Source organism: bacterium, assembly GCA_035703895.1.
Lineage (GTDB): Bacteria > Sysuimicrobiota > Sysuimicrobiia > Sysuimicrobiales > Segetimicrobiaceae > Segetimicrobium.
The window spans coordinates 1-16,275 of record DASSXJ010000211.1 but is presented as its reverse complement, the minus strand read 5'-3'; the positions used below and the strand labels follow the sequence as shown (position 1 = coordinate 16,275).

Sequence of the window (16,275 nt, the reverse complement as noted above, 5' to 3'; positions counted from 1 at the left end):
GCGCGGTTGTCGGCGCCGAGCTTGTTCATCGCCGAGGCGACGTACGATTTCACCGTGCGCTCGCCGATGCTCAGCGCGGTGGCGATCTGCTTGTTCGGCAGCCCCTCGCTGACGAACCGCAGGACGGCGCGCTCGCGGTCGTTGAGCTGTAGGCCGGAGTGGGCTGCGGCGGTGCCATCCGAGCTGCGCGGCGCGGACGGCTCGAGACACGCCTGGGCCAGGTCGGCAATCTGGTCCACCGACATCGCCCGCGCCTCCGCCACCACGGCGCGGTACGCCGCCTCGCCCATCTGCTGGCGCGCCCGCGTGTGGAGGGCGGCATAGGCCGCGGGGTCGTGGTACATGGGGCTCACGACCTCGCCAGTCCACTCGCTCCACGAATCCACGGCCGCCAAGAGACGCACGGCCCGCTCGACGTCGCCGTGGTGCCCATCTACAAGAGCGGCGATTCCGACGACATGCGTGATGCCCCATCGGTACTCCAGCGCCCGGGCCAGGCGGAGCGCCTCCGCGCCGAGGGTGGACGCAGCGGCGTAATCCCGGCGCCTCAGCTTGAGTTGCGCGAGGTTGGTGAGGGCGAACGCCGTCATGTGCGCGCTGTCAGCGGTACGAGCCAGGCTCAGACCCACGGTCACCGTGGCCTCGGCGCGCTCCAGGTCCTCGAGCAACGCGAACGTCCGTCCGAGGATCACCAACGCGATCGCCGTCTCGGGTGCCCCCGCCTCCCGGCCCAGCGCCACGCTCCGTTCCAGCAGCGCCCGCGCGTCGCCGACGTGACCCTGGAGTGCGTCGGCGGCACCGAGGCGCCAGAGGATACGGGCCATCAGGGCTAGGTTGTGGAGGGGTTCGGCGAGGGCCAGCGCCTCCTCCAGCAGGGCCCGGGCCTGAGGGTAGTCGCCCATGAGCCGCGCGAGGTTACCCTCGCCCGCGATCGCTCTGGCTCGAAGGAATGGAGAAGCGTCGGCACCCAAGGCCCGCGCCTCTTCGAGCCAGCGCCGTCCCTCGCGCAGGTAGCCGTGGACCGACCAGAAGTCGAAGTCGGCGAGCGCTCCGGTGAGGCGCAGGCTGAACTCGCCGTCGCCTCGCTCCGCCGCCCACCGCATCGCCGCCCGGAGGTTCTCGTGCTCCGTCTCCAACCGCCGGAACCAGGCGTCTTCCTCGGGGCCCCAACCCGCCGCAGCCGCCTGCTCCGCCAGGGCGAGGTAGTGCCGCGCGTGCCGCTCCCGGGTCGTGCCCAGCTCTCCACTTCCGGCAAGGCGCGCCAGCGCGTATTCGCGCACCGGCTGGAGCAACCGGTAGCGCCGGTCGTCGCCGGCGAGCACGTCGGCCTGCACCAGGCTCTTATCCACCAGCAGGGCGAGGATGGCCCATGTGGGCGAGGTCTCGGTGTCCTGCAGGACTGCCTCCGCCCCCTCCAGGGATCCACCCCCCACAAAGACACCCAGCTGGCGGAAGGCCGCCTGCTCGGCGGCGCTGAGCAAGCCATAACTCCAGTCCATGGCGTCGCGGAGGGTGTGATGCCGCACCGGCACATCCCGCGCTTCTTCCGTGGACAGAAGGGCCTGCCCCTGGAGCCGAGCCAGCATCGCCGTCGGGGACAGGACGTGACTGCGAGCCGCGGCGATCCGAATCGCAAGGGGGAGGCCGTCGAGCCGGTGCAGGAGCTCGGCGAGGGCGTGCGTGTCCGCCGGGGTGAGCGCCAGATCTGGCTGGATGCGCCGGGCGTGCTCCAGGAAGAGCGCCGCCGCGGGTGCCTGCATCATCGCAGCGGGGTCCAGTGTGCGCAGGTCCGGCAGGGCCAGCCCCCCGACCGGCAGCCGATGCTCTAGGCGGAGCTTCAAGGGTGCGCGGCTTGTGACCAGGACCTTGAGTTGCGGTGATGCGGCCAACAGCGCCGCCACCCGAGCCGCCGCAGGCAAGAGATGCTCAAAGTTATCCAGGACCAGCAGGAGGTGGCGGTCCCGGAGATACGCAGCGACTCGCTCCGCCGGGGAGAGCGCGGCGGCCTCCTTGATCTTCAAAGCCTGGCTAATGGCCACGTCGATCTCGGCAGGGTCGTTGAGCGGGGCAAGGTCGACGAACCACACCCCGTCCCGGAACGCCGGTTGGACATACCGGGCCGCCGCCAGGGCCAGACGCGTCTTCCCAATGCCCCCCGGCCCCGTCAACGTCACGAGACGCACGGACTCGCCGAGGAGGTGCGTCCGAATGGCCTCCAGTTCGTGCTCCCGGCCGATCAGCGGCACCGGATCGGACAGCACCGTGGGCGGCAGCGCGCCGAGGGTGGGTGATGCGGCTTCCGGCCTGGCCCGGCCGACCCGGTGGCGCGGTTTGGGCATCATTATCTCTCCCGTGCTCCCCGGCACTCGCGCCGTCTCCTGCAACGGCCTATTGTGGGCTACATTCGTGGAAGAACCATGCCGCTCCTCGGGGCGATTGCCGGAGGGCAGTCTTAACCGATTTGACCCTCGTGAGCCATAGCGCCGATGAGGTTCATGATCAGCCGCGCAGCGAGCCGGCTCGTCATGTTCTGTACATCGGCGCTTGGCACTATCTCAACAACGTCGAACCCCACAACCCTTCCCTTTGCGGCGATGCCTCGGAGCAGGTTGGTCGCCTCGTAGTATGTGACGCCACCGAATGCTGGGTTCCACACGCCTGGCGCGATGCTCGGGTCGAGGCCGTCCGCATCGAGCGTAATGTAGTAGCGATCTGAAGCCGGCACGCGGCGGAGAACGTCCTCGGCCCCTACCCGATGCAGTTCTTCCGCTCCAACAAGGACCGATCCGTACTCGCGAGCATCATCGAATTCTCGCTTCCGAGCGCTGCCGAAGCCTCGGATCCCAATCTGGGCCATGCCCTTCACGCACGGCAACTCGGAAGCTCGGCGCATCGTACTGCTCAGCCCTTCGCGGACGCCGTCGATCTCATCTCGCCAGTCAATGTGAGCGTCGATCTGCACCACGCACATCGGCCCGCGCCCTTCGTAGGCACGCATGACGGGGATCGGGGTCGAATGCTCACCTCCAAGGACGATGGGCACGGCGCCGCGGTCGACGATGGTTTTAATCGTCGCAGTTGCCATCCTCGAGTTTTCCACCCATCGCCCAGGTACCATCGTCACATCGCCGCAGTCGACGATTTTCACCCCACGGCCGCCGAACAGTTCCCCAGCAAAGTCGTAGTCGTAATGGGTCAGATACCGAGGGGCGTAGTGCGTCGATTGCTCACGGATCGCACGGGGGCCGATGCTCGCCATTGTTGAATAGTCCAGGTCGTATGGGACGCCGAACGGGACCCCGATGATCGCGACATGCGCATCGATCGTACTCGGGTCCGTACAACGCGGCACATCGAGGAACGTCGCACGGCCCACTGGTACGGGGTTCACGCTAGGGGACACGGGGGTTCCTCCTTCCGAAGCTTCGGACGGAATGTTTGGGGCTGTGCTCCGCCTGCTCAGCCTCATCCATTCAATCCCGTACTGTCATTCGCGGGTCGAGGGCGTCTCGCAACCCATCACCCACGAAGTTGATCGACAAGACCGTGATCAGGATCATGCAACCCGGATACAGCGCCAACCACGGAGCGTTCCACAGGTAACTTTGCGCGTTGAAAAGCATGTTGCCCCAACTTGGATTAGGCGGCTGCACACCGAGTCCCAAATAGCTCACGGCTGCCTCGGCCAACATCGCATTGCCGACGCCCAGCGTCCCGGCGACGACAATGGGGCCGAGCGTGTTTGGAAGGAGGTGTCGGAGCAATATCGATAGGTCCGGGGCCCCAAGCGCCCGGGCGGACTCGACGAACTCTTTTTCCCGTAATGACAGGAAGTTGGCGCGAATGATACGCGCCAAATCCATCCAACTGAGGATGCCAATGGCCAGGATAATCGTCCGGACGCTGGGACCCAAAAAGACGGTTAGCGCGATGAGGATGAACAGAATGGGAATGCTGAGCATGGCATCGGTAAACCGCATCAGGAGATTGTCAATCCATCCGCCGCGATAGCCGGCAACGGCTCCCAAACCGGTCCCGACGGAAAGCGCGACGGCCACGGCCAGGAAGCCAACGGTGAGGGAGAGGCGGCTGGCATAAATAAGCCGGGCCAAGACATCCCGGCCGGCCTCGTCTGTACCTAGAAAATGCATTCCCGAAGGGGTCCGCAAAATGCTCGTCGGCTGAGGACGAAGAGCCAGGTCTTGAGAGACGAAGAACGAAGCAAGGACCGCGATCGATATCTCGATGAACAGCACAGAGAGCCCGAAAAGCGCAGGTCGGTGGCGACGAAAGCGCTCCCATGCGAGTTGTCGGAGGCTCCGAACCAGGTAGCCTTCGTGGGAGTGCTGCATCACAAGCGTCTGATTCATGTTACACAGGTTTAACCAAATCGCACTCGAGGATCAAGATACGCGTAGGTGATATCCGCAACGAGGTTAAAGAGCATCACGAGGAGAGAAACCGCCATCACCAAGCCCATCAAGACAGGATAATCTGCTCGGGTCGCGTGGTCCACGAAAAGCCGACCCATGCCTGGCCACGCAAAGACCTGCTCAGTAATGAGCGCCCCTGAAAAAATGCGGGACATGTCCAAGGTCATGAGCGTCACTAACGTGATCAAGGCATTCTTGAACGCATGGATCCACAATATGCGCCTCTCGCCCACACCCTTGGCACGGGCGGTACGAATATACTCCTGGCGCAGCACATCAAGGATGCTTGCGCGTAAGTAACGCACATACGTGGCGAGAGAAACGATCGTGAGCACAAAGGCAGGCATGATTAAGTGCTGGAACACCTCAAAGACACTCGGTCCCTTCGCTAGGCTGTACATACCGCCGGCCGGAAGAGAGGGGAACCCCCATTGCTTGAACTTGACGGAAAAAAGCATAATGCACATGAGCCCGAGCCAAAAGGTCGGCAGGGCGAATGCGAAGAAGGCGAGCCCCGTGATGAGGTGATCCGCCAGAGAATACTGATGAATTGCCGAATATATGCCCAGCGGAATTGAAACGAGGAGGGTGACGAGATACACGGTGCCCATCAAAATGAGCGTATTTGGCAACCGTTCCAAGATCATGGTGGTGACGGGCTGGTACGTGAACAACGAATTGCCCCAATCGCCTCTCACCGCATCGCGAAGCCAGTACACATATTGGACGATTTTCGGCTTATCCCAACCGTGAAGGGTGATTATCCGCGCGCGATCTTCTGCCGACATGCTGGAGTTGACCCCATACATCGACATCGGATCGCCGCTCAACCGGATCAAGAGAAAGGCGAGCAGCGAGATGATGAGGAGTAGGGGAACGAATTGTATCAATCGGCGAATAATGAAGCGTATCATCTCTCATGAACTTCCTCAAGCAGTCGAAAAATGGCGCTGCCCTTCACCTGTTGCTGCTACTCTACCCACCACTGCTCCGTGTTCCAGCATACGCCGGTTATCCCAGCAAAGTCCGTGGGATGCACGCCGTGGGTGCGCTTGTGTATCGTGTTGATGTTCGACCGGTCGTACATCGGCACCATCGGATAGTCGTCGTGGATAATCTTCTGCGCTTTCAGCAGTAATTCTTTTCGTTTGGCATCATCGAGTTCTTTAAGTTGGGCATCCAACAGTTTATCAAGCGCTGGATCGGCCAGTCCGCTTGCATTGTTCCCGTGGGGGTGTTCTTTCGTCGGTATCTCCTCGCTGTGCCAATCGAGCCGTATGTTTGGATCCGTAGTCTGCAGGCCGTCGGTGAATCCCACCATGTCCAGCTTTCGCGACCACGCCCCCCCTCCCTCGGCGAAGCTGCCGAAAAAAGTCGAAGCGGGCGCATTCGCAATCTTCATTTCAATCCCGACATCTTTGAGATTCGCCTGGACAAGAGCCTGGATTGTCTCGCGGGTCTGATTGCCGGCGGTGGTGCCGTGAGTAACGCTGAGGCGTACACCACCCTTCGCCCTCATGCCATCAGGGCCTGGCTTCCAGCCGGCTTCATCCAAGAGCGCCATCGCCTGTCGCGGGTCGAAGGGATCTGGTGTGATGGCCGTATTCTCATACGGAGTATTGTCTAGCTCGTTCTTGGCGATCTTGGTTTTCCCGAACAGGATCTTGTTGATGATGGTCTGGCGGTCAATGGCCAGGGTCACCGCCTTGCGTACTCGTATGTCTCCGAAAATAGGATGCGGCTTCTTAATATCCTCGGCCGTCACCATTGTGAAATGGTAACGTTCATAGATGGGGGGATGGGTAATCGAGAGGGTCACGCTGGGGACAGTGGACATCTCTGGAATCTGAGCTTCGGTATAGTCCGCGCCGATGTCAATATCCCCCGTTTTTGCCTGAGCGATGACCGTATTACGGTCGGGGACGACTTTAAAGATAATTCTGTCCAACCAAGCCTTGGGTTCGCGCCAGTACAGTGGGTTTCGTTCCATGGTAATGTGGTCACCCGAGACCCATTCAACAAATTTGAACGGTCCGTTCCCTACGGGCTTACGTCCAAATGCCTGAGTGGTCATCGTGCTCTGGACATGCTCCGGAAGCATGGGCAAATCAGGCAACACGTCTGCAAGAAACGGCACGTACAGCTCGTGCAGTTTGACGATCGCGGTAATATCGTTCTTCACCTGGATACTTGCAATCTTGTTCCAACCAGAGGTGATCTGAGCTCCGTTCTTTGGATTCATGATCCACTTCCAGGTGAATGCCCAATCCCTCATGGTGCAGGGATGGCCGTCCGCCCACTTCAGGCCAGGTCGCAGGCGCAGCGTGTAGGTGAGGCCGTCGGCCGAGATACCGTGATTCTTCAACGTCGGCACCTCGGCAAGCAGCGCGGGTTCCAGCTCTCCCTTGGTGTTGACTCGCAGCATCGGCTCAAACATGGGGAACAACTCCATCGTAGCGAAGGAAAAAGGTCCGCCGGTCAGAAGCCAGTTGAGGCTGTTGGCTTCCTGATAGACGCCCACGACGACCGTTCCCCCGCGTTTAGGCCGAGGAGGGCTTGCCGCCTTCAGCTGGGAGGCGGCAACAGTGTCTCCGACCAGCACAGCGCCTATGCTCGAGCCGGATAACCCCAGCAGCATCAAATCCCGTACCAATTCCCGCCGGGTTATCTGCCCAGCCTTATACTGCCGGACCAGTTCGTCAGTCGTCATCGGCCACTCCCCCCTTACGCGCAAGTTGGCCTACATGACGAAACCGATCGTGAGGGCTCAGACTCCTATCGCACGCACACTGTCCCTGACAAAATACAAGTGTCCTGGTTCCTTCCGCGTTCCCGCGTTTCCTGCAGCGCTATTTGGCAACGGGTGCGTTACACACATCAACCGCCGTCAAGGCGAGCACCTTCGTCGCGAGGACCATTTCGCTGATGAAAATGCAGTTGTCCGGTTCTTCCCTCGTTCCTTCGACCCCTTCGGGACCGTACAGTACGCAAGGAATTCCCGCACGCCAGAGGTGGCAGGTGTCATCCCCTCCATATGAAAGGGGCAGGATGGTCCCGACTGTTCGCGGGACATCCCCCGTGACCTCACGGTAATGTCGAGCGATCGACTGGACGATATACTCATCATGAGGAACGTCGGTAGGCTCCATGATCACCCGCAGGGCTTTGAACTTTCCAGGGGGTGGCATCACAATCTCATAGGCGAAATCTGGGTCCTCCGCCTGGAGAGCGTCGAGCACCTTCCGGACATCCTCCAGGACTGTCTCAGAGGTCTGGCTGGGCAAGAAGCGGACGTCGATCAAGATCGTGCAATAATCGCACGTGTAGTTGGGTCCCTTGAGGTCATGATCGCGCCCTCGTCCTCCAATGATGCATCCGACACTCAAGAGAGGGAGATCCGGCAGATCCGCGCGCGGCGAAAAGCGAAACCTGACACGTTGTAAGGCCGGGATCACCGTCATCATCTTCGCGATCGCATCGACCGCATGCTGCTTTTTACTTATGTGCTGCGAGAAACCAATAGTCGATATGGCCATCTCAACAACACCGGCATGAGTGCTAATAACATTGTGCGCACCGTAAGGCTCAGGCACTACAGCCATATCCGTTCGTAACCCCTTGTCCAGCAAATGCACCGTACCGATCCCGCCTTGCAACTCGCCAACCACACAGGCGAGCACGAGATCCCCTTTGAGTTTCATCCCCGATCGACGGATGGCCTCAGCCGCCATGATCATCGAGGCGTCGCCGCCCTTCATGTTGAATATGCCCGCACCGTAGAGGCGGTCGCCTTCCACGAAGGGAGTCCAGGGGTCGCGCTTCCATCCCATGGCCAGAGGATCGATGTCCATATGGCCGTTAAACATGAGGCTCTTGCCCCCACCGCTTCCCTTCAAAGTGGCTATCGTCTGGTACCGTCCTGGCTCCACCTCCTGAAGCTCAACCTGATAGCCGCGCGTCGAGAAGTAATCGGCCAACCACTGAGCCAAAGGCGTTTCCTCGGTTTTGAAGCTCGGGATGCGGATGAGTTGACTGGCAAAGTCGACGATGGCGGCAGGTTCGACGCGATCGAGCACCTGTTGCACATCTGGATTCATCGGGCCTCCTCCTCAGATCACATCCTTCCGTTGATCCGCCGGCGAAGACACGTGTACCGCGTGCGTCCCGATTATGAGACGATGAAGCCCACAACGATCGCGAGCGCAGCCAGGCCGCGTGGAAGGCTATGTATCCATTCGCTACCGCCGGCTGATCTCCGACAGGGGGATCACGGTATCGTCCTCCGCTAGGCCGGCCTGTTTGAACAGAGCGCGCCGCTTTTCTCGGTCGCCGTCGGCTACCTCTCGAGCGTACTTCGCAACCTCCTCCGCCAACCCGCGCGCCACGACGACGACGCCGTCGCCGTCCGCCACCACCACGTCCTCCGGCTTGACGAGAACACCCCCGCAGTTCACCGGTTCTTGCTCGGCATTGAACTCAAGGCGGGCCGGCCGAATCGTCTTCTCGATGCGCGCGGAGTACACTCGGCAGCCTTGTCTAATCAATTCGTCGGTATCGCGTGCTCCACCGTTGGTGACGACTCCAAACGCGCCCCGCACGATCCACCCCAAGGTATTGTTGGACCCTACGAAGCCGACGCGTGTGTCCGTCCCATCGATCACAATGATGTCGCCGGTGTGGATCTCCATCTGTGGGCCCGGAGCCAGATCCCGATACCAACTACGGATGAATTCTCTCATCTCGGCCGGAGTACGTGCGGTGACCGGATGAGAGGTCGGAACGTACCGAAGCGTGTGTGCGAAGCCTACCAAACGATGCTTGAAACTCACCGTGTCGCGAGCGAGAGGGCGGATCGCGGGATCCATGAGTCCAATGTCCTGATAGCCAAGCATGTCAAGCCCGTCGGCAACATCCGTCACGCGGAGATCCTTGTACAGGTTGAGCAACCGCTGTCGATCCGGATCCATCTGCGCGCTCCCTCCCACTCTCGTCAATTACATCGTATCCAGCCACGCAGTCGCGGTTAAGCCACGTACTCCGTGGGCCACCACGCCGGGTTCCATCGCCCGGTCGGCGTTCCTGAGGAGGATAGTCACCCGCATGATTCAAAGTACATCATGCGCTCGTTCAACGGTCAACCCACCGCCGTGATCATGTGGGGCGGCGGTACCCACCCAACCAGATAGGAGGCGGAGCAGGGAATGACCGACACCTACGCACTGGCCGGCAGATTCAAGTACCTCCGGACGACCGATGTGGTCGACGCACTCGATTCGGTGGGCAGACAGGACTTGACGCTGATGGACGAGCGCATCAGGCCCCTCTGGCAGGGTATGCGGTTCTGGGGCCCGGCTGTCACGCTGCGTGCGCTGCCGGCCAACGTGCGTATGCCGAGTCTTTCAGCCACCGATGCCTTGACGGCACGGTCGCACGCGATCTGGTTTGCCGAGCACGGACGCCTGGAGATCGCGAGCGCCGTCAGATCAGGCTGCGTCGTCGTGACTGCGACAGAGGGATGCCCCGAGACCGGCATCTGGGGTTCGAACAACGCGCTGGACATCACCGCCAAGGGCGCGGTGGGGGTGGTCACGGACGGCTACGCGCGGGATACAGATGAGCTGATCTTGCAGAAGACCCCCGTCGCCTGTCGCGGACGGGGCCGGACCATCATCCCAGGACGCGTGACCTTTGCCGGAGTGAACGAGCCGGTTGCGTGTGGCGGTGTCCTTGTTCGTCCGGGCGATATCATCGGATGTGATGGCGACGGCTGCGTCGTCGTTCCCGTAGAGGTGGCGGATGAGGTGGTCCGGATCGCCAAAAGCATCTTGATCGCCGATGCGATGAAGCGGCGCCAGCTCTATCAGCGTTTGGGGATGCCGCTGGACGAGACCGTGGCGGTGGAAGAGATGGAAGCCTTCTATGAAGGCTTGTGAGACGGGCGCACACTTAGGGATCAGATGAGATTCTCGGGGGAGGTGATCGCGATGGATGCATTCATCTCAGCCGATTCTGACGGTCCTTCGATCGGGACACCCCGGAGCCGGCGTGACTTCCTCGCTCTGGCGGGCAAGGGGGCGACCGTGCTGGCATCGAGCGGTGGGCTGGCGTCGCTCCTCGAGGCCGTGAGTGCGCAGAGCGCGAACGCCGGGCCGGCGGCCGGGAAGGGGCCGGTTGAGGGGGAGATCAGCTTCACCTGGTGGGGAACCGGGGAGCGGAGCCAGAAGACGCAGGCGGTCATGGCGCTATTCGAGCAGAAGTACCCCAAGGCGAAAATCCAGGGACAGCCGGTGGGTGACTTTAACACCTACTGGCAGAAGCTCACCGTCGAGGCCGCCGCACGCAATCTTCCGGATGTGCCTCAGATGCAGGTCCGGTACTTGGCCGTGTATGCCACACGGAATGTCCTCCGGCCGCTCGATGACCTGGTCCAGTCAGGCGCGATTGACGTGTCTGGGATGCCCAAAGTCCTCGTCGACTCCGGTAGGGGGCGGGATGGCAAGCTGTATATGGTGCCTACCGGCTCGGCTACCAACAACTGGATATACAACGCTTCCATAGCGGAGAAGGCAGGCCTGGCGCCACTGCCACCGGACATGACGTGGGAGCAGCTGCAGAAGTGGCTTTTGGACGCAAAAGACAAGATGCCGGCCGGTGTGTACGCCGGCGATCTGCGCGGCGGCGGCGACGCCGAGTGGTGGGCGTGGGTGTCTTCTCACGGCCAGCCCGTCTTTTCCAAGAGTGGGAAGCTGGGTTTCTCAAAAGAGCTGATGGTGCAGTACTGGAACTGGTGGGAGACGCTCCGCAAGGCGGGTGCCACGGTCCCGGCGGCCATGATGCAGGAAGAGCCGACCGACAACCAGCAGGGGTACATCACACTCGGGAAAGTGATGTTCGACCAGCGGCCGGCAAACCAGCTGCCCGCAATTCAGGCGCCGCTCACGGCAAGCGGCAAGGGGACGCTCAGGCTGGCCGCCTTTCCACGGCGCCCCAGCGGCAACGGTCAGGTGCTCGTGAATAACGGCTTATCCATCGCGGCCAACTGCACCAATATTCCCGCCGCCGCGGCCTGGATCAATTTCTTCACCAATGACCCCGACGGTGCGAAGGCCTATGCCTCGAGCAACGGCGCGGTGACCGTGACTAAGCTGCTGGACGCTCAGATTGCCGAGACCGGCGCAGGGTCGCCGGCCACGAAGGAGTACCTTCAGTTCATCAAAGGAGTGATCGCCGGCAGGCCCACCATCGTCGACTTCCCGCCTAATTACACCGCGGTCGTCCAAGCCATCGCGAATAACTATTCGAACGTGGCCTTCGGGAAGGCGACCGTCGAGTCCGCCGTCGACGCTTTCTTCTCCCAGGCCAACGCAGCCACGAGCTAGGCAGACGGGCTCCTCACGCCGAGGGGTCCAGGTGGGTGGAGACCGGTGGCATCGGCTGGGCGGGGGGCGGATATAGCGGTCGAGCTTGAGTCGGCGGTGGCGTCGGCGAGACCGCGCCGGCGGGGCAGGGCGGGAGCGCGTCGTCGGGATGACCTCGTCGCGTATGTGTTCTTGGCTCCGTGGCTACTCGGGCTGGTGGGGATCACCCTCGGCCCGCTCCTCGCATCGCTCGCCCTGTCGTTTACTCGCTATGACCTGTTGTCCACCCCCAGATGGGCGGGGATCGCGAACTATCAGCGGATGGTGTCGGGTGATCCCAGCTTCATGCAATCGCTCGGCGTGACGGTCCTCTACGTCGTCGTTTCGGTTCCCTCCGTTCTCGTGATCTCGCTGGCGCTGGCGCTGCTGCTGAACCGTGGGCTGCGCGGCCTGACCCTGTACCGGGCGCTGTTCTATCTGCCCTCCCTGCTCGGCGGGAGCGTGGCCATCGCCGTCCTGTGGAGGCAGGTGTTTGGCATCGGCGGCATGCTCAACCAGATACTCGCGCTGGTCCACATCCGGGGGCAGAGTTGGATCGGCAGCCCGAGCACCGCGCTGTACACGCTGGTGGCGCTGAATGTCTGGCAGTTCGGGGCTACCATGATCATTTTCCTGGCCGGCCTTCGCCAGATCCCGGAGAGCCTGTATGACGCCGCGGCGGTAGACGGCGCCCGCTGGTGGCGACGGTTCTGGCACATTACTATTCCCATGCTGTCGCCGGTGATCTTCTTCAACGCGGTCTTGGGATTGATCCGGGCATTCCAGGTCTTCACTCCCGCCTACGTGGTGAGCAACGGCACGGGGGGACCTGCCGGTTCGATGCTCCTATACGCCCTCTATCTCTATCAGCAAGGGTTCGTGCACTACAATATGGGCTACGCTGCAGCCATGGCATGGGTCCTGGTGATCGTGATCGCCGCCCTGACAGGGGGAGCATTCCTCAGCGCGCGGTACTGGGTGTACTACGGAGACCAAGGGTAGGCAGCATGGACATCGCCGCGATCCACGAGGGACGCCTGCCCGGCACCGCCTGGAAGCAAAGCGTTCTGGGGGTGGGGGCCCGCCAGGTGCTGCTGATCGCCCTACTGATTGTGATGCTCTATCCGTTATTCTGGATGATAGGCGCTTCGTTCGAGCCCAGCGCTCAGATCTTCGTCAACGCCGGATTGCTGCCGACCTCCTGGACTTTTTCTAACTACCAACGCGGCTGGTATCCGCTCCAGAACCTGTCCTTCACCCGGCTGTTCGCGAACTCCCTGATCATCGCCGGCTTGGCCGTTATCGGGAACGTCTGCTCGTGCACGCTGGCGGCGTATGCGTTCGCGAGGTTGCGGTTCCGGTTTCGAGCCGTCCTCTTCGCGATCATGCTGTTGACCATCATGCTGCCTCACCAGGTGCTGATCATTCCCCAGTACATTCTCTTCCTGCATTTCCGATGGCTGGACACGTACCTGCCGTTGGTGGTGCCGCGCCTCTTGGCGGTCGACGGGTTCTTCGTCTTCCTGATCGTTCAGTTCATCCGCGGGGTGCCGAGGGAGCTGGACGAGGCGGCGATCATCGACGGGTGCGGGCATTGGCAGCTGTTCTTGCGCATCGTGGCTCCGCTGTCCGTGCCCGCGATGGCGACCACGGGCATCTTCACATTCATCACCTCGTGGAACGACTTTTTGGGACCATTGCTCTACTTGACGAAGCCCGCCATGTACACGGTACCCCTGGGCCTCAATCTCTTTCTCGATTTCAACGAAGCGTCCCAATGGGGCCCGCTGTTCGCCATGTCGGTGCTGAGCCTGGTTCCGATCTTTATTATTTTCCTGCCCTTTCAGAGGTTGCTGACCGAAGGAATCGCCACGACGGGGATCAAGTGAGCACCGACCCAATGCTGTGTGGCCGGAAGATGGTCACCGGCGCGGTTTTCGTTGTTCGTGGACGGCCCGCCAGCAATACCAGGCTGCCACCGTCCTGTAGGGCCGGAACCGTTCGCCCTTGACCTGGAGCTGCTTCGGCGTCAGGAGGTTCCGCAGGCCGTAGGCCAGCGAGTAGCCCTTGCGAATTCCATAGTCCTCGACCGGCCACACGTCAAGCCGGCGCAGTTGGAAGATCAGGAACATCTCGGCGGTCCACCGCCCGATGCCCCGGACAACCGACAGCTGCGTGATGATCTCCTCGTCGGGGAGCCTGCCGATGCGATGAAGGGGGACGGTTCCGTCGGCGACCTTCGCTGCGAGATCTCGGATGGATGCGACCTTGCTCCCCGAGAGCCCGGCGGCCCGAAGCTTCTTGGGACGAAGGGCCAGGACGGCTTCGGGAGAGAGGTCACCGTCGAAGAGCGCCACGAATCGTCGGTGGATCGCGGCCGCCGCGGCTCCGGCCAGTTGCTGGTAGAGGATGCTCTCGGCGAGAGCTGCGAAGTGGTCCTTGGTCGGCCGCGGCAGGCGGAAGGGACCGGTCGTCTTCATGAGTCTGGCCATGACCCTGTCACGGCGGGCGACTTCGGCAGCCGCGGCGGCAAGGGTGGTTCTGACCATACGAGCCGCTCCGTCTTCGCGGTGTTCGACGCTCACGATATCGGCGGATTGAGCCATCGTGCGCTCTTCAATGTGCGTCTCCGCTGACAAGGTGCCGGTTCTTGGCAAACTCCCACAACTCCCGTTGCAGGAGGTGCCGTCCGCGGAAGAGCCGCGACATGACCGTCCCTGGGGGGATACTCAGGATGTCTGCGATTTCCTTGTGGCTGAACCCTTCCACATCGGCCAGGAGGATCGCGGATCGGTAGTGCACCGGCAGCGCATCGAGGCTGCGGAGCACCTCGGTGTCCATGATCTGATCGAGCAGGGCCTCGGGGTTGCCCGCCTCACGCCGCGCCGCGCCCTCGCTTGCTTTGTCGTAGAAGTAGAAGTCGTCGATATCGTTCTGCTCCACGACTTCTGGTTCCCGGGTCTGCTTGCGATGGGCATCGAAAAACGCGTTCATCAGGATGCGATGGAGCCACGCCCGGACGCGGGTGCCCTCTTGAAACGTGTGGAAGGACCGCCAGGACTTGAGCATGACTTCCTGCACCAGATCTTCGGCCGCGGCCTGGTTCCGCGTGAGGCGGCGGGCGGAGCGGTAGAGTCCATCCAACTGCTCCCCGATCACCTGCTCGAATCGGGCTCGATCCGCCGGGCTCGGGGCATTGTGCATTGGATCGCCCCAGGATGGGCCGGCGACGGCCGCGCCGTCGGATCCCGGTTTCGTCGCCTTCAAAATCCCCACGCTCTCCATTGCAGCACGCTCCTCTACGTATCGGGCAATGACACGTGAGCTGCCTCCAGCACCTTGTTCGCTCCACCTGTAGCCTGGCATAGTCGAAGGACGGCGGCTAGTCGTCCGATCGGGCAATTGGGACCGTCCAAAAGGGCCAGATGGGCGGGTGGCACCCGCCGCCACGGGGATCTTATTTTACATCCGGCCGTGTCGTTTGCTAGGATTGTGCTTGGGACTCATTCCCGGTGGTTCGCGGTGGTTCGCCCCCGGCCATTTCGTCCTTGGGATGGACCGGTGTTTCCCGGGATTGTGTGCCGGTCTCCCCTCGCTCCCTTGGGGAGCTATGGATGCCCAAGCCACGTCGAGAATCTCATCGCGCGCCTCGGAGGACGGCCACCGAGGACTCGGGGAGCCAGCGCGTTCCGCTTCTGTCTGACCCGACGCCTCTGATCGGCCGCGACCGCGAACTGGAGGTTGTCCGCCAGCACCTCCTCGGCGATACGGTGCGTCTCCTGACCTTGACGGGTCCGGGTGGTGTCGGGAAGACGCGGCTGGCGGTCGCCGCGGCCCGCAGTGTAGAGTCGGCTTTTCCTGGTGGCGTCTGGTTTGTCGATCTGGTGCCGATCCAGGACCCCACGCACATTCACGCCGCGATTGCCCAGGCGTTGCAGCTCGGAGAAACCAAGGCCCATTCCTCCCGGGAGCGGGTCACCGCATGCTTGCACCACCGCCGCGTTCTGCTCGTCCTGGATAACTTCGAGCACGTTTTGCCCGCCGCGCTGTGGGTCGGCGAGTTGGTGGCCACCTGCCCGCACCTGAAAGTGCTCACCACCAGCCGCGAGCCGCTGAATCTCCGGCTGGAGCACGTGATGATCTTGCCGGGACTCGCGTTGCCCGATCTCGCCCGGCCGAGCCCGGAGAGCGTCGCCCGAGCAGCGAGCGCGGAGCTCTTTTTGGAGCGGGCCAGGTTGGTCCAGCCCGATTTTGCCCCCACGCCCGCGGACGCCCAGGCGCTCGCCGAACTGCTGCACCGGCTCGCCGGGATGCCCCTGGCCATCCAGATCGCGGCGGCCCGCAGTCGCGTCTTGTCGCCGGCAGCGATGCTGGCACGATTGCAAGGGCCGGCCTTACTCTCCACGGAAGAGACGCGCGACGCGCCGGCCCGGCATCACACCCTT

General features: G+C 62.3%; 14 protein-coding genes. 5 read left to right on the top strand and 9 right to left on the bottom strand.

Features of this window, described 5'->3' with window-relative positions:
• The 7 genes from VFP86_14090 to VFP86_14060 all read right to left on the bottom strand — a co-directional run.
• On the bottom strand, window positions 1-2,339 hold a 2,339-nt coding region (locus VFP86_14090), incomplete at its 3' end, for a LuxR C-terminal-related transcriptional regulator (GenBank protein ID HET9000765.1).
• Window positions 2,340-2,452: 113 nt separating this feature from the next.
• On the bottom strand, window positions 2,453-3,403 hold the full coding sequence (locus VFP86_14085) for an agmatinase (protein HET9000764.1): 951 nt from the start codon (window positions 3,401-3,403) through the stop codon (window positions 2,453-2,455).
• Between the two features lie 70 nt (window positions 3,404-3,473).
• The gene (locus tag VFP86_14080) at window positions 3,474-4,352 is read right to left on the bottom strand and encodes an ABC transporter permease (protein HET9000763.1); all 879 of its coding nucleotides are present in this window, start codon (window positions 4,350-4,352) and stop codon (window positions 3,474-3,476) included.
• A gap of 29 nt (window positions 4,353-4,381) precedes the next feature.
• On the bottom strand, window positions 4,382-5,347 hold the full coding sequence (locus VFP86_14075) for an ABC transporter permease (GenBank protein HET9000762.1): 966 nt from the start codon (window positions 5,345-5,347) through the stop codon (window positions 4,382-4,384).
• Window positions 5,348-5,403: 56 nt separating this feature from the next.
• The gene (locus VFP86_14070; protein ID HET9000761.1) at window positions 5,404-7,143 is read right to left on the bottom strand and encodes a peptide ABC transporter substrate-binding protein; all 1,740 of its coding nucleotides are present in this window, start codon (window positions 7,141-7,143) and stop codon (window positions 5,404-5,406) included.
• A 139-nt stretch (window positions 7,144-7,282) separates the two neighbouring features.
• Window positions 7,283-8,530: a M20/M25/M40 family metallo-hydrolase gene (locus tag VFP86_14065; protein HET9000760.1), complete on the bottom strand. Its 1,248-nt coding sequence runs from the start codon at window positions 8,528-8,530 to the stop codon at window positions 7,283-7,285.
• Window positions 8,531-8,671: 141 nt separating this feature from the next.
• The gene (locus tag VFP86_14060; GenBank protein HET9000759.1) at window positions 8,672-9,400 is read right to left on the bottom strand and encodes an RraA family protein; all 729 of its coding nucleotides are present in this window, start codon (window positions 9,398-9,400) and stop codon (window positions 8,672-8,674) included.
• 288 nt (window positions 9,401-9,688) lie between these two features.
• On the opposite strand from VFP86_14060, the gene VFP86_14055 reads away from it, so the two are divergent.
• From VFP86_14055 to VFP86_14040, 4 genes are read left to right on the top strand one after another with little or no spacing between them, the layout of a single operon-like run.
• Window positions 9,689-10,366 carry an RraA family protein gene (locus VFP86_14055; GenBank protein ID HET9000758.1) on the top strand — a complete coding sequence of 226 codons (678 nt, stop codon included), beginning with the start codon at window positions 9,689-9,691 and terminating at the stop codon, window positions 10,364-10,366.
• Window positions 10,367-10,417: 51 nt separating this feature from the next.
• Window positions 10,418-11,812: an extracellular solute-binding protein gene (locus VFP86_14050; GenBank protein HET9000757.1), complete on the top strand. Its 1,395-nt coding sequence runs from the start codon at window positions 10,418-10,420 to the stop codon at window positions 11,810-11,812.
• Between the two features lie 45 nt (window positions 11,813-11,857).
• A complete protein-coding gene (locus VFP86_14045; protein HET9000756.1) occupies window positions 11,858-12,832 on the top strand; it encodes a sugar ABC transporter permease in 975 nt (324 codons plus the stop codon).
• Between the two features lie 5 nt (window positions 12,833-12,837).
• Window positions 12,838-13,719 (top strand): carbohydrate ABC transporter permease, encoded by an 882-nt coding sequence (locus tag VFP86_14040; GenBank protein HET9000755.1) that lies wholly within the window; start codon window positions 12,838-12,840, stop codon window positions 13,717-13,719.
• 33 nt (window positions 13,720-13,752) lie between these two features.
• On the opposite strand, the gene VFP86_14035 is transcribed toward VFP86_14040, so the two are convergent.
• Both VFP86_14035 and VFP86_14030 read right to left on the bottom strand, forming a co-directional pair.
• Complete coding sequence (locus tag VFP86_14035; protein ID HET9000754.1) at window positions 13,753-14,379, bottom strand: DNA-3-methyladenine glycosylase 2 family protein; 627 nt, start codon at window positions 14,377-14,379, stop codon at window positions 13,753-13,755.
• A gap of 67 nt (window positions 14,380-14,446) precedes the next feature.
• Entirely contained in the window at window positions 14,447-15,115 is a 669-nt protein-coding gene (locus VFP86_14030) for a sigma-70 family RNA polymerase sigma factor (GenBank protein HET9000753.1), read from the bottom strand.
• 329 nt (window positions 15,116-15,444) lie between these two features.
• On the opposite strand from VFP86_14030, the gene VFP86_14025 reads away from it, so the two are divergent.
• Window positions 15,445-16,275, top strand: an 831-nt coding sequence (locus VFP86_14025; protein ID HET9000752.1) for an NB-ARC domain-containing protein, incomplete at its 3' end; no start/stop codon positions are given.

What these genes read in the sequence shown, in the direction of transcription:
- VFP86_14030 (HET9000753.1), bottom strand. Translation starts at nt 15,115, where the DNA reads ATGGAGAGCGTGGGGATTTTGAAGGCGACGAAACCGGGATCCGACGGC.
- VFP86_14060 (HET9000759.1), bottom strand. Translation starts at nt 9,400, where the DNA reads ATGGATCCGGATCGACAGCGGTTGCTCAACCTGTACAAGGATCTCCGC.
- VFP86_14050 (HET9000757.1), top strand. Translation starts at nt 10,418, where the DNA reads ATGGATGCATTCATCTCAGCCGATTCTGACGGTCCTTCGATCGGGACA.
- VFP86_14080 (HET9000763.1), bottom strand. Translation starts at nt 4,352, where the DNA reads ATGCAGCACTCCCACGAAGGCTACCTGGTTCGGAGCCTCCGACAACTC.
- VFP86_14075 (HET9000762.1), bottom strand. Translation starts at nt 5,347, where the DNA reads ATGATACGCTTCATTATTCGCCGATTGATACAATTCGTTCCCCTACTC.
- VFP86_14070 (HET9000761.1), bottom strand. Translation starts at nt 7,143, where the DNA reads ATGACGACTGACGAACTGGTCCGGCAGTATAAGGCTGGGCAGATAACC.
- VFP86_14035 (HET9000754.1), bottom strand. Translation starts at nt 14,379, where the DNA reads ATGGTCAGAACCACCCTTGCCGCCGCGGCTGCCGAAGTCGCCCGCCGT.
- VFP86_14065 (HET9000760.1), bottom strand. Translation starts at nt 8,530, where the DNA reads ATGAATCCAGATGTGCAACAGGTGCTCGATCGCGTCGAACCTGCCGCC.
- VFP86_14040 (HET9000755.1), top strand. Translation starts at nt 12,838, where the DNA reads ATGGACATCGCCGCGATCCACGAGGGACGCCTGCCCGGCACCGCCTGG.